We start from the raw sequence: 22,698 nt of genomic DNA, 5'->3' as shown, positions 1-22,698 counted from the left end.
TCTCAGATCAGGGACTCGGTCATGCCCGGCGCCTGGCCGAGCACGTGAAAGTGGGTGTGGAACACCGTCTGCCCGGCACCCGCGCCGGTGTTGGCGACGAGGCGGTAGTCGTCGACCCCGGCAGCCCGGGCGACCTCGTCGGCCAGCGCCACGGCGTGGCCCACGCTCGCGGGGTCCGCGGCGGCCGAGGCAGCCGCGTTGTCGTGGTGGTCGAGCGGCAGCACGAGGGCGTGGAAGGGCGCCTGGGGGTTGAGGTCCTTGATCGCGATCGCGTGCTCGGTGCGACCGAGCACGTCGGCGGGGATGTCGCCCGCGACGATCTTGCAGAAGACGCAGTCGGGCGCGCTCGGGCTCATGACGCCAGCCTAGGGTCTGGGGTCGCGGCGTGTAACCGGAAGCGCGGGGCGCGCGTCCAACTACCGTGAGCGACATGACCTTCCCCACCACCCCGGCCCGACGCGTACGCCGCTGGGCGGGCGCAGCAGCGGTGCCGCTGGCCGCCGCGCTCGTGCTGACCGGCTGCACCGGCGACGGGCAGCGGCCCGTCTCCGACGAGACCAGCGAGCCGACCCGCACGGCCAGCCCCGAGCCCACGGAGGAGCCGACCACCGACCCGTCCTCGGAGCCGACGACGGATCCCACGACCTCCCCCGACGACGGCACGGTGGTCCCCCTCTACTTCGCCGGTGACGGGCCCGGCGGCACGGCCCTGTTCCGGGAGTTCCGGCGCGTGGAGGGCGACCCGCTGACCGAGGCCGCGCGCATCGTCGCCGGTGGTGGCGAGCCGGGCGACCCCGACTACCGCACCCTCTGGCCGCAGGTCGAGATCGCCTCGGTGCAGGCGACCGACGGCGTGCTGCTCGTGGAGGTCCCGTCCGACGGCTTCACCGAGCGCCCCGACGGGATGTCGAAGCGGGATGCGCGCCTCGCCCTCCAGCAGCTGGTCTACACGCTCCAGGGCGTCCAGCAGGAGCGAGTTCCTGTGCAGTTCCAGCGCGAGGGCGACGCTCCGCTCTTCGGGCTCCCCACGACGACGCCGTACGAGGCGGGCAACGCGCTGCGCACGCTCAACCTGGTCAACATCACCTCCCCCGCCGAGGGCGACACGGTCACCGGCGACACGCTGACGGTGACCGGCGTGGCGAACTCCTTCGAGGCCAGCGGACCGTGCCGCCTGCTGCAGGACGGGCAGGAGATCGCGCTCGAGGGCTACCAGTCGGAGGGCTGGATGGAGGAGCGGCTCTTCCCGTTCGAGGTCGACCTCCCGCTCGACGGCGTCACCGGCGAGGTCGTCGTGCAGTGCGAGACCGACGACCCGACCGGCGGCACGGAGGGCAACGGCCCGGCCATCGACACGAAGACGATCCGCATCGCTGGTTGAGGAGGTCGCGCAGCGACCGTCTCGAAACCTACGTCAACCGGATCACGCCGCGGCGCGTCCCACAGCGTGACGATCCAGACCACACGTCGAGGGAGGGTGCACGTGGCCGCTCCCCCTCGGCTCGAGGCGGCCGACGCCGACACCGCCGTCGAGCAGCTCTACGCCGCCCACTGGCGCCAGCTGGTGCGCCTCTCGGTGCTCCTGGTCCACGACCAGGGTGCTGCCGAGGACGTCGTGCAGGACGCGTTCGTCGCGATGCACGGCAGGTGGTCGCGGCTGCGCGACCCCGACAAGGCCCTGGCCTACCTGCGCCAGGCGGTGGTCAACCGCTCCCGGTCGACGCTGCGGCACCGCGTCGTGGTGGACCGGCACGCGCGCACGACCACGCTGGCCGACGTCACCGTCGAGGGCCCCTCGGTCGGCGGCGCGCGCCGCGACGCCGTACGGGATGCACTGCTCGAGCTCACCGAGCGGCAGCGTGAGGTGCTCGTGCTGCGGCACTACCTCGACTGGTCCGAGGCCCAGATCGCCGACGCGCTGGGCATCTCGCCCGGGGCCGTGAAGGCACACGCACATCGAGGCCGGGCAGCCCTGCGCGAGCTGCTCGGGGACTGGTGGGAGGACGGCTCATGAACGACCGCATCACGGACCTGCTGCACGAGGTCACCGACGACGTTGAGCCCGGCGACCGGCTCGACGCGATCCGCGCGGAGATCGGCGTACGCCGTCCCCGTCGTGGCTGGTGGGCCGCCGGCGGCGCCGGGCTGGTCGCGGCGTCGGTGGCGACGGCCATGGCGCTGAGCACCGGTGGTACGCCGCAGGTCAGCGTGCCGGACCCGGCGACGTCGACCGGTCCGAGCCAGCCGATCACCGAGCCGACGACACCGGACCCGCCGACGGCGACCGAGCCGGCGACCTCGACGATGGCGATCTACTACGTGGGTGACACCCCGGACGGGCCGCGGCTCTTCCGCGAGTTCCGACGGCTGGGCGGCGATCCCCTGGCGACCGCCGTCTCGGCCGCTGTGGGGCGCACAGGGGCGGCCGGACCACCCTTGGCACCTCTCGACCCCGACTACCGGGTGCCGTGGCCGCCGATGACGGATGCGACGGCGCGCGTGGTGCCCTTCGAGGACCGGATCGAGGTAGATCTCGGAGGGGACGTCGAGGGAAGTCTGCGCGATCGTGGCGCGCTGACGTCCGCCGAGGCGGGACTGGCAGTCGAGCAGCTCGTCCGGACGGCGCAGGGAGCTGTCGGCGAACGACTTCCCGTCAGGTTCCTGCTGTACGGAGAGATCACTGATCAGGTCCTCGGTGTCCCGACCTCGGAGGAGCTGGCGGTGGGGTCTGACCTGGCGACCCTGGCCCACGTCTCCCTGAGCGATCCGTCCGAGGGGCAGCAGGTCGACAACGACGAGCCGTTCACGGTGAAGGGCGTCGGCAACTCCTTCGAGGGCACCATCGTCACCCGCATCCAGCGCCTGTCAGGCGTCGTGGAGGTCGTGGCCGAACAGCCGGCGATCGCGGGGACCTACCAGGACCGCCTCTTCCCGTTCGGGGTGACGTTCGACCTCACGACCGTGCCGCCGGGTGACTACCTGGTGGTCTCGCGGACCGATGATCCGTCAAGCGAAGGCCGCGTGCATGTCGACGACCGGCGGATCACCATCGTCGACTGAGCCCCCGGCGCGCCGGACGACCAGAAGTCGAAGCCTCGACGCTGTCCACGCGGGGCGACCCGAGCCATACGTGAGTTGTGGTCGCCCGACGCGCCGGAGAGCCGGATCAGCCCCAGCGGCTGGTGCGGCTCAGCAGCGCCGCGACCGCGACGACACCGGCGGTCGAGGTGCGCAGCACCTCCGCGCCCAGGCGTACGGACACGGCTCCCGCGGCCGTGAGCGCCTCGAGCTCCTCGGGGGCGATCCCGCCCTCGGGGCCGACGACGACCACGATCCGCCCCGAGAGGGGTACGTCGACCGCGCTGAGCGCCGCGGTCGCGTCCTCGTGCAGCACCACCGCGAGGTCCGCCTCCGCGACGAGCGCGGCGAGGTCGGCGGTGGAGGCCAGCGGGGTGACCGTGGGGAGCCACGAGCGACGGGACTGCTTGGCAGCCTCGCGGGCGGTCGCCTGCCACTTCGCGTGCGACTTCGCGGCCCGCTCGCCCTTCCAGACCGCGACCGATCGCGACGCGGCCCACGGCACGACCCGGTCGACGCCGACCTCGGTGAGCACCTCGACCGCGAGCTCGCCGCGCTCGCCCTTGGGCAGCGCCTGCACCACGGTGACGGCCGGCTCGGGTCGCGGGACGACGTCGACGGACGCGACCGAGACGGCGAAGACCCGCTTGCCCGTGGAGGTGACGGCTCCGGTGACCGAGGTCCCCAGGCCGTCGGTCAGCACGACGTGCTCACCTTCGCGCAGGCGGCGTACGGCGACGGCGTGGTGGGCCTCGTCGCCGCTCACCTCGACGACGGAGCCGACCGACACGTCGGCCAGGGACTCGACGAGGTGGACCGGCAGCGACACCGGCTCAGCCCTGGAAGGCTTCGCGCAACCGGCCGAACATCGACTTGTGGGGCGCCTCGACCTGGCCGTCCGGCGTCTCCTCGCCGCGGATCGCCGCGAGCTCGCGCAGCAGCTCCTCCTGGCGGGGGTCGAGACGGGTCGGGGTGTCGACGGAGATGCTGACGACGAGGTCGCCGCGACCGCCCCGCAGGCTCGGCACGCCGAAGCCGCGGATGACCTGCTCACTGCCCGACTGCGTGCCGGGGCGGATCTCGAGGTCGTACGTCGTGACGGGCCTCGAGTCGGGGTCCGACTCCTCCGACTGCTCGAGGTCGGCCTCGAGCAGCGGCAGCGTGAGCTGCGTGCCGAGCGCGGCCGCCGTCATCGGCAGCGAGATCGTGGTGTGGAGGTCGTTGCCGTGGCGGGTGAAGGTCTTGTGGGGCTCGACGTGGATCTCGACGTAGAGGTCACCGGCGGGACCACCGCCGGGGCCGACCTCGCCCTGGCTGGTGAGCTGGACGCGGGTGCCGTGGTCGACGCCGGCGGGGATCTTCACCGTCAGCGTGCGACGCGAGCGGACCCGGCCGTCGCCGGAGCACTCGCGGCACGGGTCGGGGATGACCGACCCGAAGCCGCGGCACGCCGCGCAGGGACGCAGCGTGCGGATCTCGCCGAGGAAGGAGCGCTGCACGACCGCGACCTCGCCCTGGCCGTGGCAGGTCTCGCAGGTGACGGGCTTCGTGCCGGGTGCGGTGCCCTCGCCCTCGCAGGTCTCGCACTTCAGGGCCGTGTCGACCTTGAGGTCGCGGGTGACGCCGAAGGCGGCCTCGGCGAGCGTGACGTCGAGGCGGATCAGGGCGTCCTGGCCGCGACGGGCACGCGAGCGCGGGCCGCGCGACTGACCGCCGCCCGGGGCGCCGCCGCCGAAGAAGGCGTCCATGATGTCGGTGAAGCTGAAGCCCTGGCCGGCACCGCCGAAGCCCTGGCTGAAGGCGTCGCCGCCGCGGTCGTAGGCCTGCCGCTTGCCCGGGTCGCTCAGCACCTCGTAGGCGCGCGAGACGTCCTTGAACCGCTCCTGCGTCTCCGGGTCGGGGTTGACGTCGGGGTGCAGCTGGCGGGCCAGCCTGCGGTAGGCCTTCTTGATCTCGTCGGCGCTGGCGTCACGCGAGACGCCGAGGATCTCGTAGGGGTCCTGGGTCACTGGTTTCCTTCATCGAGGATCCGCGAGACGTAGCGCGCGACCGCGCGCACGGCTGCCATGGATCCGGGGTAGTCCATCCGGGTGGGTCCGACCACGCCGAGGGAGCCGAGGTGGAACTCCTGCGGTCCGTAGCCGGTGGCCACGACACTGGTCGCGGCGAGCTCTGAGTAGGGGCCTTCGTGCCCGATGCGCACGGTGAGGGCGTCGACGCCCGACTCCCCCAGCAGCTTGAGCAGCACGACGTGCTCCTCCAGTGCCTCGAGCAGGGGGCGCACGGCGGTGTCGAAGTCGCCGTAGCGGGCGAGGTTGGCGGTGCCGCTGACCGCGACCCGCTCGTCGCTGCGGTGGTCGGACATCGCCTCGACCAGCACGCCGACGACCGCACGCGCGGAGTCGACCTGCTCGGGGCGTACGGCGTCGGGCAGCTCGCCCAGCGCGGCGGCGGCCGCCGCGATCTGGACGCCCGCGGACGCCTGGTTGACCGCGACGCGCAGCTCGGCGAGGTCGGTGTCGACGACCGGCACGTCGAGCTCGACGAGGCGCTGCTCGACCCGGCCGGTGCTGAGGATGAGGATCACCATCAAGCGGGTCGGGGTCAGCGCGACGAGCTCGACGTGGCGCACGGTCGAGCGCGAGAGCGTGGGGTACTGGACGATGGCGACCTGGCGGGTCAGCTGGCTCAGGAGCCGCACCGACTTCTGCACCACGTCGTCGAGGTCGACCGCGCCGTCGAGCAGCGTCGAGATCGCGCGGCGCTCGGCCGTGCTCATCGGCTTGAGGGTGGCGAGCTTGTCGACGAAGAGCCGGTAGCCCTTGTCGGTGGGCACCCGGCCGGCACTGGTGTGCGGCTGGTGGATGTAGCCCTCGTCCTCCAGCGCGGCCATGTCGTTGCGCACCGTGGCCGGGGAGACACCCAGGCCGTGGCGCTCCACCAGGGCCTTGGAGCCCACCGGCTCCTCGGTGGCGACGTAGTCCTCCACGATGGCGCGCAGCACGTCGAGCTTGCGATCGTCGACCACGTGAGCCCTCCTCGCTGGCACTCGTCAATCCGGAGTGCCAACTCTACTAGCAGCCCGTAGTGTCGCCGACATGCCCGACGACACCCCGCGGTTCGAGGAAGTGGCGCCCCGCGTGTGGGTGGCGCACTACGACTGGATGCACGTCAACATCACGCTGGTCGGGGGCTCGGACGGGCTGCTGATGGTCGACACCCACGGCTCCGCGGCACAGGCGCGGGTCGTCGCCGACGACGTACGCCGCCTCGGTGCCGGGCCGCTCACCGCGCTCGTCAACACCCACGAGCACTGGGACCACCACTTCGGCAACGCGACCATGGTCGAGCAGTTCGGCGAGATGCCCGTCCACGCCACCGAGTGGGCCCGCGACCACGTCGAGGAGTCCGCGCACCGCACGTTCGAGGACTTCGAGCAGCGCGTCGACGACCCGCGGCGCGAGGAGGTCCTCGCCACCACGCTCCACCTGCCCGACCGCACCTTCTCCTCGGCCGTCCAGCTCGACCTCGGCGACCGCGCCGTCGAGCTGATCCACCCCGGCCGCGGGCACACGGCCGGTGACCTCGTGGTCCGGGTGCCCGACGCCGACGTCCTCCTCGGCGGCGACCTCGTCGAGGAGTCCGACCCGCCCTTCATCGGCGACGACTCCTGGCCGCTCGAGTGGCCCGCGACCCTCGACCTCGTCGTCGGCCTGCTGACCGACGCATCCGTCGTGGTGCCCGGCCACGGCAAGGTCGTCGACAAGGACTTCGTGCAGGACCAGCGCATCGAGCTCGGGATCATCGCCGAGACGATCCGCGACCTCGCCTCGCGTGGCGTGCCCGAGTCGCAGGCGCTGGACGTGGGCGAGTGGCCGTGGGAGCGCGAGCGGCTCGTCAGCGCCGTACGCCTCGGCTACGCGCACCTGCCTCGCGGGCAGAAGCGACTGCCCATGGCGTGATCATCCGCGTGAGGTTAGGGTTGCCTTACCTAATTCTCATGGAGCCGTGATGATCCCCGACGAAGCCGCCCGCCTCGCCCGCAGCGTCCTGTCGTGCCCCGAGACGATCACCGTGCGCGTCAGCGACGACCGTGACGCGGTCGCCGACGAGGTGTACGACGTGACCTGCGACGTGCACGGCTCCCCCGTCTTCAGCGCCTCGGAGACCTCGGCGCTCCTCGCCGCCGCCCGGACCGGGGCGGTCGCGGTGGTCGAGGTGACCAGCGGGCTCGACCCCCTCGCTGCCGACCACCGCCGCCTCGACCTCTTCCTCCAGGGGCGCCTGGCGCAGCGCGGGTCCGGTTGCCCGTGCTGCGGCGATCCCCGCGCGCTCGTCGCCCTCGACGTGTCGCGGGTGACCCTCTTCCGCGACGACCGTCCGGTGCCCGTCGAGGTCGACCGGTTCCGCGACCGCCGCCACGTGCTCAACCCCGGCTACCTCCAGCGTGCCGCCGAGCACGCCAACGAGGCCCACGAGCAGGAGCTGCGGGCCGCGACGGCCAGCACGTTCGGCGTACCGCTGGAGTCCCTCCTGGCCGCGAGCCTGCTGCGGGTCGACGCCTCCGGGGTCGTCGTGTCGTGGCTGGACACCGCAGGAGGACACACCGAGCGGCTCGACTTCCTGCGCACGGTCGCCTCGCCGCAGGAGCTCGGCGCCGCCCTGCGCTCGCACCTGCACGCCGGCATCTGCTGAGCAGCACACCCCGACGGGGCTGGTCACCCCGCTCCGCGGCCAGTAGGACTGATGACATGAGCGACCAGAGCCAGACCCCGACCGACCCCGCCGCCTCCACCGAGAGCCCCACTGCCGGCAGCGGCACCAGCCCGGCCGACTCCGACCACGAGGGCGGCACGGCCTCCCCCGACGACGCGACGCTGGGCGGCATCTCCGACGACCAGCTGCCTGAGGACCTCCAGCCGGGCGAGGACAACCCGCTCGCCGAGCCGCTGGACCCCGACGCGGAGGAGACCAAGAGCCGCGAGGAGCTCGAGATGGACGCCACCCAGGAGGACCTGGGCAACGACGACGGCGCCAGCCAGGCACCCACCCAGGAAGGCTGACCGCCGGGGGCTCAGCGGGTGAGCGCCAGCAGTGCGATGAACCCCGCGAAGCCTCCGACGAACACCGCCACGATGCCGACGGCGACCAGGAGCTCGGCCGACGGGAGGAGCCTGTTGACGCCGACCCGGTCGTCGTCGGCGTACTCCTCGTAGTGGTTGGACGAGTCGCTCCACAGCAGCCACGCAGCCGAGCGCTCGAGGCGGCTCATCTGCTCGGGCTCGGCGCCGCCGCGGTCCAGCTCCTCGGAGACGAACCCGCTCCGCCCGCCGAAGGATCGCGCGATGTCGCTCTGCTGCGTCAGCGCGAACGCCGGCGCATGCCCCCACCCCGCTCACTGTGTGGCGGCGAGCCACGCGATGAAGCCGCCGAAGCTGGCCAGGACCAGGACGACGATGCCCACCGAGATGCCCAGGTCGACGGCCAGCGAGAGCCGCACGGGGCGGAAGACGCCGTCCTCCTCGTAGTCGACACCGACCCACCGCCGGAGCCGTCGCCCGAGCGTCGACCGCTTCGTCGTGTCCGTCGTCGCGCGTGCTGCCACGGCGTGCCACCCCCGTTTTCCGCCCATGAGGCGCCTAACGTAACCCGGTGACCCAGGATCGATACGGAACCGACGTCCTCTCCGGCGACTGGCGTGCCCCGGCCAGGGGCCGCGCCGTGGAGACCCCGACCGAGCTCGGCATGGTCGTCGAGGAGGTCACCACCGACTGGTGCGGCGAGGTGGTCGCGGTCGACCGCGACATCGACACCCTGACGCTGGAGGACCGGCGCGGCAAGCGGCGTACGTTCCCGCTGGGCCCGGGCTTCCTGCTCGAGGGCAGGCCGGTGGTCCTCACCCGTCCCGTCCGCGGCGGTGCCCCCGCCGCCCCGACGCGGACGGCGTCCGGGTCCGTCGCGGTCCACGGCGCCAAGGCCCGGGTCGCACGCGCCAGCCGCATCTTCGTCGAGGGCCGCCACGACGCCGAGCTCGTCGAGAAGGTGTGGGGCGACGACCTGCGCATCGAGGGCGTCGTGGTCGAGTACCTCGGCGGCGTCGACGACCTCGCCGACCACCTGCGCGACTTCCGGCCCGGTCCGCAGCGACGGGTCGGCGTGCTCGTGGACCACCTCGTCCCGGGCTCGAAGGAGGCCCGGATCGCGCAGGGCATCGCGAAGTCGCCCGTCGGAAAGCACGTCCTCGTCGTCGGCCACCCGTTCATCGACGTCTGGCAGGCGGTCAAGCCCGACCGCCTCGGCATCCCGCGCTGGCCCGACGTGCCCCGGGGCATCGACTGGAAGACCGGCACGTGCCAGCAGCTCGGCTGGCCCCACCGCAACCAGGCCGACATCGCGCGGGCGTGGAAGCACATCCTGGGCCGCGTCACGTCGTACGCCGACCTCGAACCCGCGCTGCTCGGGCGGGTCGAGGAGCTCATCGACTTCACGACGCTTCCCTGAGCTTGCTCAGGGAAGATCACGTCGGGAGATCGAGTAGGGCTCGGCCAGACCCGAGCGCAGCGAGCGACTGGCGACCCGTATCGAGATCCGCGATGACTGAGGGGTCTCGATACGCCCGCTCGTCCCTCGCGGGCTACTCGACCAGCGATGCAAAGGTCCCTCGCGGGCTACTCGACCAGCGATGCAAAGGTCCCTCGCGGGCTACTCGACCAGCGAGAGGTGCCTCAGTCGACGAGGTCGCGGACCACCGCGTCGGCGAGGAGCCGGCCGCGGGGGGTGAGCACGAGCCGCTCGGTGGCGAGCTCGACGAGGCCGTCGGCGACGAGGCGGGCGACCTGGGCGCGTCCGGTGGCCTCGAGGGCCGTGACCGGCAGCCCGTCCACGAGGCGGATCTCGAGCAGCACCCGCTCGACGCGCTGGTCGCGGTAGCCGAGCACCTCACGCGCGAGCGCGGGTGAGACGCCGCGCGCCAGGCGGTCGGCGTACGCCGTGGGGTGCTTGACGTTCCACCAGCGGGTGCCGCCGACGTGGGAGTGCGCGCCGGGGCCGACGCCCCACCAGTGCCCGCCGGTCCAGTAGAGCATGTTGTGCCGGCAGCGGCGCTGGGGCGACGTGGCCCAGTTGGACACCTCGTACCACCCGAGCCCGGCGGCGGTGAAGCGCTCGTCGGCGAGCTGGTACTTGTCGGCGAGGTCGTCCTCGTCGGGCATCGGCAGCTCGCCGCGCTTGACCTGCCTGGCCAGCGCGGTGCCGTCCTCGACGATGAGCGAGTAGGCCGAGACGTGGTCCGGCTCGCACGCCAGGGCCGCCTCGACCGACGTCTCCCAGTCCGCGAGCGACTCCCCCGGCGTGCCGTAGATGAGGTCGAGGCTGACGTCGTCGAAGCCCGCCTGCCGCGCCCAGTCGACGGCCGCCGGCACCCGCATCGGGTCGTGGGTGCGGTCGAGGGTCCGCAGCACGTGGTCGACGGCCGACTGCATGCCGAAGCTGATCCGGTTGAAGCCCGCGGTCCGCAGCTCCTCGAGGTCCCACGCGGCGACGCTGTCGGGGTTGGCCTCGGTGGTGATCTCCACGCCGTCGGCCAGGCCGAACTCCGCGGCCGCGCTCGCCACGATCGCGCCGAGGTCGGCGGGCTTCAGCAGCGTCGGCGTACCACCGCCGAAGAAGATCGTCTCGATCTTGACGTCGCGGTGACCCAGCACGTGGCGGGCGAAGCGGATCTCGCGGATCGCGGCCTCGGCGTACGACGACCGGCTGGCGCCGACCTCGTCGCCGAGCTCGTGGGCGGTGTAGGTGTTGAAGTCGCAGTAGCCGCAGCGCACGCTGCAGAACGGGACGTGGACGTAGAGGCCGAAGGGCTTGCTGCCGAACTCGGCCCACGCCTCGTCGGGCAGCAGGCCGTCCTCGGGGGCGACGTCGCCGTCGGGTTGCGCGGGGGGCACGCCGGTATCCAACCACGCCGCAGACGCCGAACGGGTGCCAGTGGTCTCCCACCGGCACCCGTTCGCGGACGACGTGTCAGGCGTACATCTGGTCGATCAGCGCCTGGTGGTTGCCCTGGACGACGTTGCGCTTGACCTTCATCGAGGGGGTGAGCTCGCCCGACTCGACCGAGAGGTCGTGGTCGAGGAGCTTCCACTTCTTGATGGTCTCCCAGCGGTTGAGGTGGCTGTTGAGCTCGTCGACGTAGCCGGCGACCATCGCGTGGACGGCCTCGGACTGGACGATCTCGGTGTAGGACGCACCGCTCATGCCGTTGGCCTCGGCCCAGCCCGCCATCGCGTCGGGGTCGAGGGTGACGAGCGCGACGCAGTAGTTGCGGTCCTCGCCGAACACCATGAACTGGCTGGCGTAGGGGCACACGGCCTTGAACTTCGACTCGATCGCCGGCGGGGCGATGTACTTGCCGCCGGAGGTCTTGAAGAGCTCCTTGATGCGGCCGGTGATGACCAGGTGGCCGTCCGCGTCGAGGGCGCCCTTGTCACCGGTGTGCAGCCAGCCGTCGCTGGTGAGCGTGCGGGCGGTCTCCTCCGGGAGGTTGTGGTAGCCGTCCATGACGCCGGGGCCCTTGATCATGACCTCGTCGTTGTCGCCGAGCTTCACCTCGCTGCCCGGGAACACCGGGCCGACCGTGCCGAACTTGTTGCGGTCGGGGTGGTTGACGAAGGACCCGGCCGAGGTCTCGGTGAGGCCGTAGCCCTCGAGGATGGTGATGCCGGCCGCGCCGAACCACTCGGCGATGTCGCGGTTGAGCGCCGCGGCGCCGGAGATGAAGAAGCGGACGCGTCCACCGAAGCGGTCGCGGACCTTGCTGAAGACGAGCTTGTCGAAGAGGCCGTGCTTGACCTTGAGGCCGATCGGGACCGACTTGCCCTCGCGCTTGAGGCGCTCGACCTCGAGGCCGGTGGCGAAGGCGGCCTTGAAGAGCTTCTCCTTGGCCCCGCCCTCGGCGGCCTGCATGGTGACGATGCGGCCATGGGCCTTCTCGAAGATGCGCGGGGCGGCACCCATGAACGTGGGCTTCACGACGCCGAGGTTGTCGACGATCTTGTCGACGCGGCCGTCGATCGCGGCGGCGAAGCCGCACGCCATCTGCGTCGACATCAGCACCTTGCCGAAGGAGTGCGCCATCGGCAGCCAGCGGAACTCGAGGTCGGTCTCGGAGAGGATGCCCTGCGCGCGGATCGCCTCGCCCTCGTAGACCCACGACGAGTGGCGCAGCCGCACGCCCTTGGGGCGACCGGTCGTGCCGGAGGTGTAGATCAGGGTCGCGAGCTGGTCGGGAGCGATCGCCGCGGACGTCGTACGCACCACGTCGGGCTGCTCGGCCAGCTTCTGCGCGCCCATCGCGGCGAGGTCGTCGAGCGAGATCACCCAGTCCCCGTCGGCCTTGCCCTCGAAGGTGACGACCTTGCTGACGTGGGGCAGCTCGGCGCGGTGCGCGACGAGCTTGGCGAGCTGCTCGTCGTCCTCGGCGAAGACGACACGGCTCTCGGAGTCGCCGAGGATGTAGACGGTGTCCTCGGCGTTGGTGGTCGGGTAGACCGTGGTGGTCGCACCGGCGGCGCACATGATGGCCAGGTCGGCGAGGATCCACTCGTAGCGGGTGCCGGAGGCGATGCCGACGCGCTGCTCGGGCTGGACGCCCAGCGCGATCAGGCCCGCGGCGAGCGCCTCGACCTTGTCGCCTGCCTGCTTCCAGGTGACCGACTCCCACGCCTCGCCACGCGGGAAGCGGAAGGCCTCGGCGTCGGGGGTCGCGGTGACGCGGTCGAAGAACTGGACGGCCACGTTGGGCGGCATCGTGTCGAGGAAGCTCGTGTCGATCGTGGTCGGCATCTGTTACCTACTCATTCGTCTTTGCGTGACGCGGCAGCGTCACGCAGCGGGGGCGTGCTGGGCTGACTTGGCTGTAACCTAGATCACTGTGTTTACCGAGCGGTAGCAAACACCCGGATTTGTCCGGACCTTGGCCACCGATGGCGACTTTCGGCCCCCTCCGCCCGGTCTGGAGGGTCAGTCCTGGACGGCCTTGGTGACCGCGATGCACCGGGTGATCCACTCCTGCTCCTCGCCGGTGAGCCGGCGGTCGGCGCGTCGGGCGTCCTCCACCGTCCAGCCCGCGTTGATCACCATCCGCACCACCACCCAGTCCCTGGCCCGGTCCTCGTCGAGGCCTCCGGCATCGACCACAGCGTGGAAGCGGCGCCGCAACCCGTCACGCACCGATCCGACCGCCCCGGCGCCACTCAGCTCCTCCATCCGGTTCCAGAGCAGGGGCGCCGGCTCGTAGTGCGGGTCGCCGGCCATCGGCTTGGGATCGATGGCCACCCACTCCCCCGCCGCGTCCGCCATCACGTTGGCGTAGTGCAGGTCACCGTGCACGACGACCGGCGCCGCAGCGTCCGCCAGCAGCGCGCGACCGAGGGCCAGCGCCTGCTCGACGTAGCGTCGCGGGACCGGCACGTCGCGCCCGAGCCCCTCGAGGTCGCGCAGCCACCCCTCGACGTACGACTCCACGCTCGCCAGCTGGGGCAGCGCGGGGATGTGGAGACGGCCGTAGAGGCCGCCGACCGCCTCGCAGGCCTCGACGTCCCAGGTGTCGGCGAGGTCGGGGCCGGGCAGCCACGCCAGGAGCAGGGCGCGCCGCCGCGGGTCGGCGCGCAGGAGGCGTACGGCGCCCGCGCCGCCCCAGTGCTGCAGCGCCAGCGCCTCGTGGAGCGACTCCTCGTCGCCGTCGAAGGTGATCTTGAGGGCGCCCGCGGTGCCGTCGGCATCGGTGACCGGGAGGACCAGGGAGCAGTAGCCGTGCAGCGGTGCGGCGCTCGGCGTGAGCCGCCACTCCGCCACGAGCTCCTCGGCCAGGCGCGGCAGGCGGTCCAGCCAGCGCGCCCAGTCCTCCCCCAGCTCCCGCTGGGACAGCAGTCCTGCGGGAACGGGGAGAGGCATGCAGCGAGCCTAGGCAGGTGCCCTGCTACTTCACCCGCTGGATCTCGCCGTTGGCGATCTTGGCGCGGTACTGGGACAGCTCCTTCCTGAGCACCCGGGCCAGGATGTAGAGGCCGATGACGTTGGGCACCGACATCAAGAAGATGGCGGCGTCGGAGAAGCCCAGCACCGCGTCGAGCGCGGTGACGGAGCCCAGGACGGTGAAGATGCAGAAGACCACCTTGTAGACGTTCTCGGCGGTCTGGTTGTCCCCGAAGAGGTAGCCGGTGGCCTTCATGCCGTAGTAGGACCACGAGATCATCGTCGAGAACGCGAAGAGGATGACCGCGACGGCGAGCACGTTGGGGAACCACGGCACGACCGTCTCGAAGGCCGAGGACGTCAGGGCGACACCCTCCGCTCCTTCGCCGTCCTCCCACACCCCGCTGATCACGATCATCAGCGCGGTCATCGTGCAGATCACGATGGTGTCGATGAACGGCTCGAGCAGCGCCACGTGGCCCTCGGTCGAGGGCTCGTTGGTCTTGACGGCCGAGTGGGCGATCGACGCGGAGCCGATGCCGGCCTCGTTGGAGAAGGCCGCGCGCTGGAACCCGACGATGAGCACCCCGACGACGCCGCCGGTGATGCCCTCGGGGCTGAAGGCGCCCGAGACGATGTCGCCGAAGGCACCGGGGACCTTCTCGACGTTCGCGAGGATGACGACCAGGCACGCCAGCAGGTAGAGGGCGGCCATGAAGGGCACGACCTTCTCGGTCACCCGGGCGATCGACTTGATGCCACCGAGGATGACCATGCCGACCGCGAGGGCGAACGCGATGCCGATGGCCCAGGTGAGGCCGGTGTTGCCCTCGTTGCCGGTGACGGCGAGGATCTGGGCCGTCGCCTGGTTGGCCTGGAACATGTTGCCGCCGCCGAGCGAGCCGAGGATGCAGAAGACGGCGAAGGCGGCGGCCAGCACCTTGCCGAGCCCGCGCAGGCCGAGCTCGGCGAGCCCGTCGCGCAGGTAGTACATCGGACCGCCCGAGACCGTGCCGTCCGGGTGCTCCTTGCGGTACTTCACGCCGAGGGTGCACTCGGCGAGCTTGGTGCTCATGCCGAGGAAGCCCGCCAGGATCATCCAGAAGGTCGCGCCGGGCCCGCCGAGGGTGATGGCCACGGCCACACCTGCGATGTTGCCCAGCCCGACCGTGCCGGAGACGGCAGTCGCGAGCGCCTGGAAGTGCGAGACCTCGCCGGCGTCCTCGGGCTTGGAGTAGCGGCCCCGCACCAGGTTGATCGCGTGGGCGAACCCGCGGATGTTGAGGAAGCCGAGGTAGACGGTGAAGAAGAGCGCCGCCACGATCAGCCACACGACGATCGGCAGGATGTCGACCCCGCCGATGTTGACGGGGTAGAAGACGATCTCGGTGATCTTGTTGAGGATCCGGTCGAAGAAGGGCTCGTCCTCCATCACGGCACCACCGTCACGGGGATGGTGCTCTCGTGCACGAGGTGGCCGGGGATCGAGCCGAACAGCGCGCGCTTGACGCGGCTGTCGCCGGTGCGACCGACCACGATGGCCGTCGCGGAGAACTCACCGGCGAGCTCGACGAGGGTGTCGACGGGATCGCCGTGGCGCACCACCGGCGTCACCTCGCACGAGTGACCCGACGCGACCTCGACGGCCGGTTCGATGATCTGGGTGGTGGCGGCGCGCAGCTCCTGCTGCTTGCGCTCGCCGCGCTCCTCGTTCTCGGTGGGGGTGTTGAAGGAGTAGGGGGACCAGGGGATCACGTGGGCCACGACGAGCCCCACCCCCTGCGACTCGGCGAGGCTCAGAGCGAACTCGACGGCGCGCCTGCTCGGCTCGCTCCCGTCGATTCCCACGATCACGGATGCGCTCATGCGGTCACTCTTTCTGCCGGCGGGGGTTAGGGACGGCGTGCGGTGATCGGGGCAGGGTAGTACGCCGGACGTGATCCGGGCCACAGTCGATGTGGGATCGTGGTCGGGTGAGCGAGCGACAGCAGCCCTGGTCCGACGAGGCCGCCACGCACGGCCGGATCCTGGTCCTGAGCGACAACCCCATCTCCCGCGCGATCACCTCGATCGCGACCGCCGTGGGGCGCGAGGTGCACGTCGAGCCTGCCGACGACGGCGGCCCCGGACTGCACCCGCAGGCCGGTGACGCGGTGGTCCTCTGCGACCACGACGCCCCCGACGCACCTGGCGTGCTACGAGCCGCGCTGGCCTCACCGGCGGCGTACGTCGCGATGATGGCCAGCCGGCACCGCGCCGTGTCCCTCCTCGACGAGCTCGTGGAGGAAGGCGTCGACGTGGGCGCCCTGCACGTCCCGGCGGGGCACAACCTCGGCGGCAGGGGCCCGGGCGAGATCGCCCTCTCGGTGGTGGCGGAGATCGTGGCCGAGTCCTACGGCCGTCCCGGCGGACCGATGCGCGACTGAGCGTGGCCGGCACGTGGGAGGAGCTGGCCTGCGCGACCCTCGCACGCCAGTTCCCCGCAGCCCGCACGGCGTCCGGCGTCGCCGGGCAGCTGGCCCGGATCGGGCCCGTCCAGTCGCAGACCGCCCGCTCCCCCTTCCTCGCGCTCGCCGCCCGGTTCCCGGGCACCAGCCGCGCGGAGGTCAGCGAGGCCTACGAGTCCGGCGCCGTCGTGCGTGGGAGCACCATCCGCGGCACCGTCCACACGACCACCCCGGAGGCGTACGCCGTCCTCGGGGCGGCCACCCGCGTCGGCCAACGCACCTCGTGGCAGCGGATGCTGGCGCTGGAGCACGCCACGGTCGAGGAGCTGTGGCAGGCCACCGAGGACTTCGCGTCGACGTGGCGCAGCCCCGACGAGCTGCGCGACCACCTGCACCGGTGGCTGGTCGAGCACGAGGGCCGCGACGACGTCACCGGCGGGCAGGGTGGTCGCTACCTGGCCTTCGGCCACGGCGGCCTCGTACGCCGTCCGCTGAACGGCGACTGGTCCGGCCAGGGCGCGCCGGAGTACCGCACCCTCCCCGGCGGCACGGACGCGTCGGTAGGCGACGTGGTCGAGCTCCACCTGCGCAGCCACGGACCCGCCTCGCGCCACGACCTGGCGTGGTGGTCCGGCATGGGACTGCGGGTGGTCGACGAGCTCGTCGACGACCTCGACACCCGGGTGGGCCTGGTCCAGGTGGAGGGACCGGACGGACGCACCTACCTCGACCTGCCCGATCCGCCGGAGCCGCGCGGGCTGGACGGCGTACGCCTGCTGCCGGAGTTCGACGCCCTGATGTGCGCCTACGAGCCGGTCGGGCGGGAGCGGTTCGCCGCGCCCGCGCACCTCAGGCGCCTGTGGAGCGGCGCCAACGGCCTCGTGCTGCCGCCCCTGCTCGTCGACGGCCGGATCACCGGCTGGTGGAGGGCGACCGGGTCGGCGAGGCGCCGTCCGCTGGAGGTGGTGTGGTTCGCCGGGACCCGCCGGCCCCGGAAGGCCGAGCTGGACGCGCCGGTGGCCGCGCTCGAGGCGGCGCTCGGCATCGCGGTCACGGACGTCTCACTGACCCGCGAGGTGGTGTGACGGCGCCGGGCTGGTCGCGCAGGAACTCCCCCGGCGTCATCCCGGTCACCGTCCGGAAGTCGTGGGTGAAGTGCGCCTGGTCGGTGTAGCCGAGCATGGCAGCCATGTCGGCCAGGCCGGTCGAGCCCGCCTTCAGCGCCTCGACCGCGTCGTGCAGCCGTCGGCGCTGGACCAGCCACTTCGGGCTCAGCCCGAGTCGCTGCTCGACCAGGCGCTGGAGGCTCCGCTCGGTCAGCCCGACCTCGCGTGCCATGTCCGACACCCGCGTCACGTCCGGGTGGTCGCGCAACCAAGTGACCAGCTCGTTGACCAGCAGGCCCTGCTCGTCGACCGGCAGGTGCGTCGCCAACCACTGCTCGGTCACCTCGATCGCGTCGGCGTGTGCGTCGGGATCGATCGGGTCGGCCGTCATCGCGGCCCGGACCCGGCCGACGAGGTCGGCGTGGTCCGGCGCCAGCACGGTGTCGAGCTCGACCCAGCGGTCGGTCACCGTGGCGACCGACCGACCCAGCAGGAGGCGCCCCGCTGCGGGGGTGAGCATCGTGCCGACCGCCCAGCCGTCACCCTCGAGCGTGACGGTGGAGCGTCCCCGCGCAACCCCGTAGAAGCGGGCATAGGCGTTGCTGACGACCACGAGGCACACGGGGTGCTGGAGGGTGCTCTGGGTGGACGGCTCGGCCAGCGACCAGACCGGGATCCAGAAACGGTCCACCAGGTCCGTGAGGTGGCTGCCCGGGGCGTAGCGATGGATGGGCGGCGAGGGGCGGCTCAGTCCCGTGAGGTGGGCGCGGTCCACGGGATCGACCCTTCGAGCCCCGCGCGTGTCCGGCATGTGTCGGATTATCACAAGAGGCACCGACACCGCCGCTGCGAACGTGGGTCCATGACCGACACCGCACTGCACTTCGTCCAGCGTGCCGACGCCTTCGCCGCCATCGTCGACCGGGCCCGGCCCGCGTGGGACGCACCCACCCCCTGCGAGGGGTGGACCGTGCGCGACGTCGTCGACCACGTCATCGACACCGAGCGTGACTTCCTCGAGCGACAGGACCTCGACCCCGGCTCCTCTCCCGACCGGAGCGACCCGGCCACCGCGTGGCGCCAGCACGCCGCGGCGGTCGCCGACGTCCTCGGCCGTGACGGCGTCGCCGAGCTGGAGTACGACGGCTACTTCGGCCGCACCACGATCGCCGCGACCATGGCTGACTTCTACGGCTGGGACCTGGTCGTCCACGGCTCCGACGTCGCCCGCGCCACCGGCCAGGACTGGTCGGTCAGCGACGAGGAGGCAGCACGGCTCCACGTCACCGCAGACGGGTGGGGTGACGCCCTCTACTCCGAGGGCGTCTGCACCGAGGCCGTCGACGTGGCCGACGACGCTTCTGCGTCCGACCGCCTGCTGGCCCGCCTCGGGCGGGACCCGGGCTGGCGTCCCTAGCCCAGGAGCGCACCGCGGATCTCGGTCGCCACCATCGCCATCGTGGTGCGCGCACGGACCGGGTCCTCGGTGAGGAAGTAGTGGTCGACGCCGGGCGTGATGTCGTGGACCACGCGCACCCCCGAGGCGCGGAGCCGGTGGGCGTAGCCGTCCCCCTCGGCACGGAGGACGTCGTGCTCCGCGGTGAGCACCACGGCTGGAGGCAGGCCGGTCAGGTCCCGGGCCAGCAGCGGTGAGGCGTACGGCTCGCGCCGCGTCGCGGGGTCGGGGAGGTAGACGCGGCGCACCAGCCGGCGCAGCTCCGGGGAGATCATCCCGCGCTCGCCGTCGCGCGGCTCCGCGGACAGGTCGAGGGCCGGGATGCCCAGCACCTGGAGCGTCGGGGCGAAGGAGCCCGCGTCGCGTGCCTGCAGTGCCACCGAGGCGGCCAGCCCGCCTCCGGAGCTGAAACCGCCGACGGAGACCGGCGTGCCGTCCGCGGCCAGCGCGGCGGCGACGTCGTGGGCCTGGTGCTGGGCGACGGGGTAGGCCACGCGGGGCGCGACCTCGAAGTCGACGTTGGCCACCACGACCCCTGCAACTGCGGCGACATAGCGGCACCACCAGTCGTCCATCGCGGGGTGGCGCATGAGGAACGCGCCGCCGTGCAGGTGCACGTGGACCGGGAGCGGACCGGGTGCCGGGCGGTAGAGGTGCACCGGCACCTTGCCGTGCCGCGTCTGGATGCGGACCCGCTGCGGTCCGGGCAGGTCGCATCCGGCGAACCTCAGGTCGTCGCCGTACGACACCGTCCACCGCGCCGTGGCGCGCATCATCTCGACCCTGAGCCGGTCATCGAGTCTCATCGCAGCGCGTTCGGAGCCGCGGCACGTGCCGGATGGGTCGGTCCCGGATGCGTCAGGCGCGCTGGAGCGTGACGACCGCGACGGTGCAGCGGCCGGAGACCTCGCCGGGTCCGGTGACGACGTCCGGGGACTCCGTCCGCGTGAGGACGTGGGCCACCTGGTCGCCCGCCAGCGGCAGGATCGAGGACCTGCCCAGCTCGAGCACGGTGACGAACGGCTCCACCGGATCGTCGACGACCACGTCGAGCACGCGCACCGGTCCCTCCGGGACCGACGCCACGACCACGGCGTCAGCAGTCACCGCGAACGGCCGGTGCGGCTCGAGCACGTGCGTCGCGCCCTCGACATCGATGCCGAGGACGGGGCCGTCCACCACCGTCAGCAGGCGGCGTACGCCCGGGCGCGACGGCAGCGGCCCGTCGGCGCCCACGTCGACGAGGCAGACCACCCACGACCCGTCGTCGGCCCGGGCCAGCTCGCGCACGGCCACTACTTCTTGCCGGTCTTCTCCGTCGGCTGCGTGGTGGACAGCGCGGCGATGAAGGCCTCCGGCGGGACCTCGACGGTGCCGATGTTCTTCATCCGCTTCTTGCCCGCCTTCTGCTTCTCGAGCAGCTTGCGCTTGCGGGAGATGTCACCGCCGTAGCACTTGGCGAGGACGTCCTTGCGGATCGCGCGGATGTTCTCGCGGGCGATCACGCGCGCGCCGATGGCGGCCTGAATCGGCACCTCGAACTGCTGGCGCGGGATGAGGTCCTTGAGCTTGCCGGCCATCATCACGCCGTAGCTGTAGGCCGCGTCCTTGTGGATGATCGCGGAGAAGGCGTCGACCGGCTCGCCCTGGAGCAGGATGTCGACCTTCACCAGGTCGGCCGCCTGCTCGCCGGAGCGCTCGTAGTCGAGGGAGGCGTAGCCCTTGGTGCGCGACTTGAGCTGGTCGAAGAAGTCGAAGACGATCTCGCCCATCGGCAGCGTGTAGCGCATCTCGACGCGGTCCTCGGAGAGGTAGTCCATCCCCTGCAGGCTGCCCCGCTTGGTCTGGCAGAGCTCCATGATCGTGCCGATGTAGTCGCTGGGGCTGAGGATCGTCGCCTTGACGACCGGCTCGCGGACCTCGGAGATCTTGCCCTCGGGGTACTCGCTCGGGTTGGTCACGGTGACGTCGGTGCCGTCCTCCATCGCCACCTCGTAGACCACGTTGGGCGCGGTGGAGATGAGGTCGAGGTCGAACTCGCGCTCGAGGCGGTCGCGGGTGATCTCCATGTGGAGCAGGCCGAGGAAGCCGATGCGGAATCCGAAGCCGAGCGCGCCGGAGGTCTCCGGCTCGAAGGTCAGCGCGGCGTCGTTGAGCTGCAGGCGCTCCAGCGCGTCGCGCAGCGTCGGGTAGTCGTCGCCGTCGATCGGGTAGAGACCGGAGTAGACCATCGGGTTGGGGTGCTTGTAGCCGCCGAGCGCCTCGGTGGCCCCGTGGTGCTGGCTGGTGACGGTGTCACCGACGCGCGACTGGCGTACGTCCTTCACGCCGGTGATGAGGTAGCCCACCTCGCCGACGCCGAGGTCGGCGGCCTTGACCGGCTCGGGGCTGATCACGCCGACCTCGAGCATCTCGTGCACGGCGCCGGTCGACATCATCTTGATGCGGTCGCGGTGGGTGAGCTTGCCGTCGACCACGCGGACGTAGGTGACCACGCCGCGGTAGGTGTCGTAGACGGAGTCGAAGATCAGCGCGCGCGGCGGGGCGTCGGCGTCGCCCACGGGCGCCGGGGTCTGCATGACGATCTCGTTGAGGAGCCCCGCCACGCCGACGCCGGTCTTGGCGCTGACGCGCAGCACGTCCTCGGGCTCGCAGCCGACCAGGCCGGCCAGCTCGGCGGCGTACTTGTCGACCATCGCGCCGGGCAGGTCGATCTTGTTGAGCACCGGGATGATGTGGAGGTCGGCGCCCATCGCGAGGTAGAGGTTGGCCAGCGTCTGGGCCTCGATGCCCTGTGCGGCGTCGACGAGCAGGACCGCGGCCTCGCACGCCTCGAGCGAGCGGCTCACCTCGTAGGTGAAGTCGACGTGGCCGGGGGTGTCGATCATGTTGAGGACGTAGGTGCCGGGCTCGGCACCCTCCTCGTTGTCGCCCGGCACGGTCCACGGCATCCGCACGGCCTGCGACTTGATCGTGATCCCGCGCTCGCGCTCGATGTCCATGCGGTCGAGGTACTGCGCGCGCGCCGCCCGCTCGTCCACCACGCCGGTGAGCTGCAGCATGCGGTCGGCCAGCGTCGACTTGCCGTGGTCGATGTGCGCGATGATGCAGAAGTTGCGGATGATCGACGGGTCGGTCGAGCCAGGCTTGGGCGCGTTCTTGAGGCTCACGGACTGCTTTCCGGGGTACGACGGCGGGGTCGGGTCATTCTTCCACGCGGGCGTGGGGGCGCCGAACCGACGAGCGTCGCACGCGTCCGACCTCGATCCCCCACGCGACGAGGAGGACCGCCACCACGACGGCCGCGACCACCCCGGCCGCCATGCCGAGGACGAAGAGGATGACGGGCTCGGCCCACAGGTTGACGATGCCCAGGATCGCACCCACCGACGTCAGCACCGGCACCGCGGGCACGGTGACCGCGAGCACCAGCCAGGACGTCGGCACCACCTCGGCGCGGGCCAAGGTGCGGCCGGCCGCCACGGGCAGCAGGACCAGGGCGGGGAGGATCCCGAGGCCGGCGGTGAGGAAGCCCAGCGGGATCCCGACGCCGAGCGCGACGAGGCCGAAGCCCCACTGCCGGCGCAGGCCGGCCACGGTCGCCCCGGTGTCCCCCATGGCCGGACGCTAGCGTGCGCGA

26 protein-coding genes are annotated in these 22,698 nt (G+C 71.9%); 10 read left to right on the top strand and 16 right to left on the bottom strand.

What is annotated here, in order from left to right; all coding sequences use genetic code 11:
- Nucleotides 1–2: 2 nt before the first annotated feature.
- Nucleotides 3–356 carry an HIT domain-containing protein gene (locus IRX98_RS12265; RefSeq protein WP_224277128.1) on the bottom strand — a complete coding sequence of 118 codons (354 nt, stop codon included), beginning with the start codon at nt 354–356 and terminating at the stop codon, nt 3–5.
- A gap of 74 nt (nt 357–430) precedes the next feature.
- Between IRX98_RS12265 and IRX98_RS12260 the strand changes: the two genes are divergently transcribed.
- From IRX98_RS12260 to IRX98_RS12250, 3 genes are all read left to right on the top strand, one after another.
- Nucleotides 431–1,381, top strand: a complete 951-nt coding sequence (locus tag IRX98_RS12260) for a Gmad2 immunoglobulin-like domain-containing protein (protein WP_224277126.1) — start codon at nt 431–433, stop codon at nt 1,379–1,381.
- Between the two features lie 102 nt (nt 1,382–1,483).
- Nucleotides 1,484–2,014, top strand: a complete 531-nt coding sequence (locus IRX98_RS12255; protein WP_224277125.1) for a SigE family RNA polymerase sigma factor — start codon at nt 1,484–1,486, stop codon at nt 2,012–2,014.
- Nucleotides 2,011–3,060: a Gmad2 immunoglobulin-like domain-containing protein gene (locus IRX98_RS12250; protein WP_224277123.1), complete on the top strand. Its 1,050-nt coding sequence runs from the start codon at nt 2,011–2,013 to the stop codon at nt 3,058–3,060. The genes IRX98_RS12255 and IRX98_RS12250 overlap by 4 nt, the downstream gene beginning before the upstream one ends.
- 106 nt (nt 3,061–3,166) lie before the next feature.
- On the opposite strand, the gene IRX98_RS12245 is transcribed toward IRX98_RS12250, so the two are convergent.
- Genes IRX98_RS12245 through hrcA form a run of 3 tightly spaced genes read right to left on the bottom strand, consistent with a single transcriptional unit; the run spans nt 3,167 to nt 6,106 of the window.
- Nucleotides 3,167–3,907, bottom strand: a complete 741-nt coding sequence (locus IRX98_RS12245) for a 16S rRNA (uracil(1498)-N(3))-methyltransferase (RefSeq protein WP_224277121.1) — start codon at nt 3,905–3,907, stop codon at nt 3,167–3,169.
- A 4-nt stretch (nt 3,908–3,911) separates the two neighbouring features.
- Entirely contained in the window at nt 3,912–5,087 is a 1,176-nt protein-coding gene (dnaJ, locus tag IRX98_RS12240) for a molecular chaperone DnaJ (RefSeq protein WP_224277119.1), read from the bottom strand.
- The gene (gene hrcA, locus IRX98_RS12235; RefSeq protein ID WP_224277117.1) at nt 5,084–6,106 is read right to left on the bottom strand and encodes a heat-inducible transcriptional repressor HrcA; all 1,023 of its coding nucleotides are present in this window, start codon (nt 6,104–6,106) and stop codon (nt 5,084–5,086) included. The genes dnaJ and hrcA overlap by 4 nt, the downstream gene beginning before the upstream one ends.
- A gap of 70 nt (nt 6,107–6,176) precedes the next feature.
- Here hrcA and IRX98_RS12230 point away from each other — a divergent pair, with 70 nt between their 5' ends.
- The 3 genes from IRX98_RS12230 to IRX98_RS12220 are packed head-to-tail and all read left to right on the top strand — an operon-like array spanning nt 6,177 to nt 8,141.
- Nucleotides 6,177–7,040 carry an MBL fold metallo-hydrolase gene (locus IRX98_RS12230; protein WP_224277115.1) on the top strand — a complete coding sequence of 288 codons (864 nt, stop codon included), beginning with the start codon at nt 6,177–6,179 and terminating at the stop codon, nt 7,038–7,040.
- A gap of 49 nt (nt 7,041–7,089) precedes the next feature.
- Nucleotides 7,090–7,773, top strand: coding sequence for a hypothetical protein (locus IRX98_RS12225; protein WP_224277113.1), 684 nt, complete (start codon nt 7,090–7,092; stop codon nt 7,771–7,773).
- A 56-nt stretch (nt 7,774–7,829) separates the two neighbouring features.
- Nucleotides 7,830–8,141, top strand: a complete 312-nt coding sequence (locus IRX98_RS12220) for a hypothetical protein (RefSeq protein WP_224277111.1) — start codon at nt 7,830–7,832, stop codon at nt 8,139–8,141.
- 11 nt (nt 8,142–8,152) lie between these two features.
- Here the strand turns inward: IRX98_RS12220 and IRX98_RS12215 are convergent, their stop codons facing one another.
- On the bottom strand, nt 8,153–8,350 hold the full coding sequence (locus IRX98_RS12215; RefSeq protein WP_224277109.1) for a hypothetical protein: 198 nt from the start codon (nt 8,348–8,350) through the stop codon (nt 8,153–8,155).
- 123 nt (nt 8,351–8,473) lie between these two features.
- Nucleotides 8,474–8,683: a hypothetical protein gene (locus IRX98_RS12210; protein WP_224277107.1), complete on the bottom strand. Its 210-nt coding sequence runs from the start codon at nt 8,681–8,683 to the stop codon at nt 8,474–8,476.
- Between the two features lie 47 nt (nt 8,684–8,730).
- Between IRX98_RS12210 and IRX98_RS12205 the strand changes: the two genes are divergently transcribed.
- The gene (locus IRX98_RS12205) at nt 8,731–9,579 is read left to right on the top strand and encodes a DUF3097 domain-containing protein (protein WP_224277105.1); all 849 of its coding nucleotides are present in this window, start codon (nt 8,731–8,733) and stop codon (nt 9,577–9,579) included.
- 224 nt (nt 9,580–9,803) lie between these two features.
- Here IRX98_RS12205 and hemW read toward each other — a convergent pair whose 3' ends face one another.
- The 5 genes from hemW to IRX98_RS12180 all read right to left on the bottom strand — a co-directional run bounded on the left by hemW (nt 9,804) and on the right by IRX98_RS12180 (nt 15,915).
- Nucleotides 9,804–11,021, bottom strand: a complete 1,218-nt coding sequence (gene hemW, locus IRX98_RS12200; protein WP_224277103.1) for a radical SAM family heme chaperone HemW — start codon at nt 11,019–11,021, stop codon at nt 9,804–9,806.
- A gap of 76 nt (nt 11,022–11,097) precedes the next feature.
- The gene (locus IRX98_RS12195) at nt 11,098–12,918 is read right to left on the bottom strand and encodes an AMP-dependent synthetase/ligase (RefSeq protein WP_224277101.1); all 1,821 of its coding nucleotides are present in this window, start codon (nt 12,916–12,918) and stop codon (nt 11,098–11,100) included.
- Nucleotides 12,919–13,095: 177 nt separating this feature from the next.
- The gene (locus tag IRX98_RS12190; RefSeq protein WP_224277099.1) at nt 13,096–14,028 is read right to left on the bottom strand and encodes an aminoglycoside phosphotransferase family protein; all 933 of its coding nucleotides are present in this window, start codon (nt 14,026–14,028) and stop codon (nt 13,096–13,098) included.
- 25 nt (nt 14,029–14,053) lie between these two features.
- Nucleotides 14,054–15,481, bottom strand: a complete 1,428-nt coding sequence (locus tag IRX98_RS12185; protein ID WP_224277236.1) for an alanine/glycine:cation symporter family protein — start codon at nt 15,479–15,481, stop codon at nt 14,054–14,056.
- Nucleotides 15,481–15,915, bottom strand: a complete 435-nt coding sequence (locus IRX98_RS12180) for a universal stress protein (protein ID WP_224277097.1) — start codon at nt 15,913–15,915, stop codon at nt 15,481–15,483. The genes IRX98_RS12185 and IRX98_RS12180 overlap by 1 nt, the downstream gene beginning before the upstream one ends.
- 107 nt (nt 15,916–16,022) lie before the next feature.
- On the opposite strand from IRX98_RS12180, the gene IRX98_RS12175 reads away from it, so the two are divergent.
- Nucleotides 16,023–16,475 carry an XdhC family protein gene (locus IRX98_RS12175; RefSeq protein ID WP_224277095.1) on the top strand — a complete coding sequence of 151 codons (453 nt, stop codon included), beginning with the start codon at nt 16,023–16,025 and terminating at the stop codon, nt 16,473–16,475.
- 2 nt (nt 16,476–16,477) lie between these two features.
- The gene (locus tag IRX98_RS12170; RefSeq protein WP_224277093.1) at nt 16,478–17,581 is read left to right on the top strand and encodes a winged helix DNA-binding domain-containing protein; all 1,104 of its coding nucleotides are present in this window, start codon (nt 16,478–16,480) and stop codon (nt 17,579–17,581) included.
- Here IRX98_RS12170 and IRX98_RS23475 read toward each other — a convergent pair.
- On the bottom strand, nt 17,547–18,377 hold the full coding sequence (locus IRX98_RS23475) for a helix-turn-helix domain-containing protein (protein WP_224277091.1): 831 nt from the start codon (nt 18,375–18,377) through the stop codon (nt 17,547–17,549). The genes IRX98_RS12170 and IRX98_RS23475 overlap by 35 nt on opposite strands.
- 87 nt (nt 18,378–18,464) lie before the next feature.
- Here IRX98_RS23475 and IRX98_RS12160 point away from each other — a divergent pair, with 87 nt between their 5' ends.
- A complete protein-coding gene (locus IRX98_RS12160) occupies nt 18,465–19,019 on the top strand; it encodes a TIGR03086 family metal-binding protein (RefSeq protein ID WP_224277089.1) in 555 nt (184 codons plus the stop codon).
- On the opposite strand, the gene IRX98_RS12155 is transcribed toward IRX98_RS12160, so the two are convergent.
- The 4 genes from IRX98_RS12155 to IRX98_RS12140 are packed head-to-tail and all read right to left on the bottom strand — an operon-like array spanning nt 19,016 to nt 22,676.
- Nucleotides 19,016–19,864: an alpha/beta hydrolase fold domain-containing protein gene (locus tag IRX98_RS12155; RefSeq protein WP_224277086.1), complete on the bottom strand. Its 849-nt coding sequence runs from the start codon at nt 19,862–19,864 to the stop codon at nt 19,016–19,018. The two genes, IRX98_RS12160 and IRX98_RS12155, sit on opposite strands and share 4 nt — an antisense overlap.
- A 52-nt stretch (nt 19,865–19,916) precedes the next feature.
- Nucleotides 19,917–20,348 carry a HutD family protein gene (locus tag IRX98_RS12150; protein ID WP_224277084.1) on the bottom strand — a complete coding sequence of 144 codons (432 nt, stop codon included), beginning with the start codon at nt 20,346–20,348 and terminating at the stop codon, nt 19,917–19,919.
- Between the two features lie 5 nt (nt 20,349–20,353).
- Nucleotides 20,354–22,228 (bottom strand): translation elongation factor 4, encoded by a 1,875-nt coding sequence (gene lepA, locus IRX98_RS12145; protein ID WP_224277082.1) that lies wholly within the window; start codon nt 22,226–22,228, stop codon nt 20,354–20,356.
- A gap of 34 nt (nt 22,229–22,262) precedes the next feature.
- On the bottom strand, nt 22,263–22,676 hold the full coding sequence (locus IRX98_RS12140) for a hypothetical protein (RefSeq protein WP_224277080.1): 414 nt from the start codon (nt 22,674–22,676) through the stop codon (nt 22,263–22,265).
- Nucleotides 22,677–22,698: the final 22 nt, after the last annotated feature.

Origin of the sequence: Nocardioides lacusdianchii (genome assembly GCF_020102855.1) — a bacterium.
Classification (GTDB): domain Bacteria; phylum Actinomycetota; class Actinomycetes; order Propionibacteriales; family Nocardioidaceae; genus Nocardioides; species Nocardioides lacusdianchii.
Note: the sequence above shows the minus strand (reverse complement) of the source record. Positions and strands in the feature narration are given on the sequence as shown.